Raw genomic sequence first — 665 nt, 5'->3', positions numbered from 1 at the left:
AAAGTTACAATACTATCTTTGTTTTTATTAAATAATAAATATTTTTCTTTTTGGGAATACGAATTAAGTGCAAAAAGCAATATCAATATCTTAATTAAATTTTTCATTATTTACAGTTTTTATTTCCGTATGTATGCTCATCTTTTATCGTATTCTTAATTCTATTTTGTTCAGTAGTTGTTAGTGTATTCCAAGCATCTGTTAAAATATGAGAATTTGTTTCTCCATCACTTATTTTATATAAACCTTTCCAGGCTAAATCATTATAATATTGATTAGAGTGCAGAGAATTATCATATTGCTTTAAGCCTTCTGCTATAGTATTTATATAATGAGCTGCCATCTGTTGATGGCTCCAGGTGTATTTGTTATCATTTTTAATTTAAACAAAAAGCGGCAGTTGAAACAATTATTTTACTTATAACTGCTTTTTTATCTCTTGTTTAGGATTGTATTTCACCCATTTAATCTTTTCTCCTATTTCATTAATTGTATAAAAAGATTTTTTATTGAGCATAAAATTATTTAGGACACTACTCTTATTAATATCGTATTCAAAATGTTCATCAATAAAAATTTCTATAATCTGGTTTTTACTTAAATCTAAAGAAAAATAACATCTTTCATACCCTAAATATTCGGTATAACCATAAATACTTTTAGTG

Annotated in this window: 2 protein-coding genes; both read right to left on the bottom strand. The window is 24.7% G+C overall.

Annotated elements, in window-relative coordinates; all coding sequences use genetic code 11:
• Nucleotides 1-106: 106 nt before the first annotated feature.
• Nucleotides 107-343 (bottom strand): hypothetical protein, encoded by a 237-nt coding sequence (locus tag AST99_RS08635; RefSeq protein ID WP_057781442.1) that lies wholly within the window; start codon nucleotides 341-343, stop codon nucleotides 107-109.
• Nucleotides 344-418: 75 nt separating this feature from the next.
• Nucleotides 419-665 (bottom strand): hypothetical protein (locus tag AST99_RS18725; protein ID WP_198151442.1); only part of this gene is annotated, 247 nt, incomplete at its 5' end.

This window comes from Formosa algae (assembly GCF_001439665.1).
GTDB classification, from domain to species: domain Bacteria; phylum Bacteroidota; class Bacteroidia; order Flavobacteriales; family Flavobacteriaceae; genus Formosa; species Formosa algae.
This window is presented reverse-complemented; position numbering and strand designations above follow the sequence as displayed.

What these genes read in the sequence shown, in the direction of transcription:
- AST99_RS08635 (WP_057781442.1), bottom strand. Translation starts at nt 343, where the DNA reads ATGGCAGCTCATTATATAAATACTATAGCAGAAGGCTTAAAGCAATAT.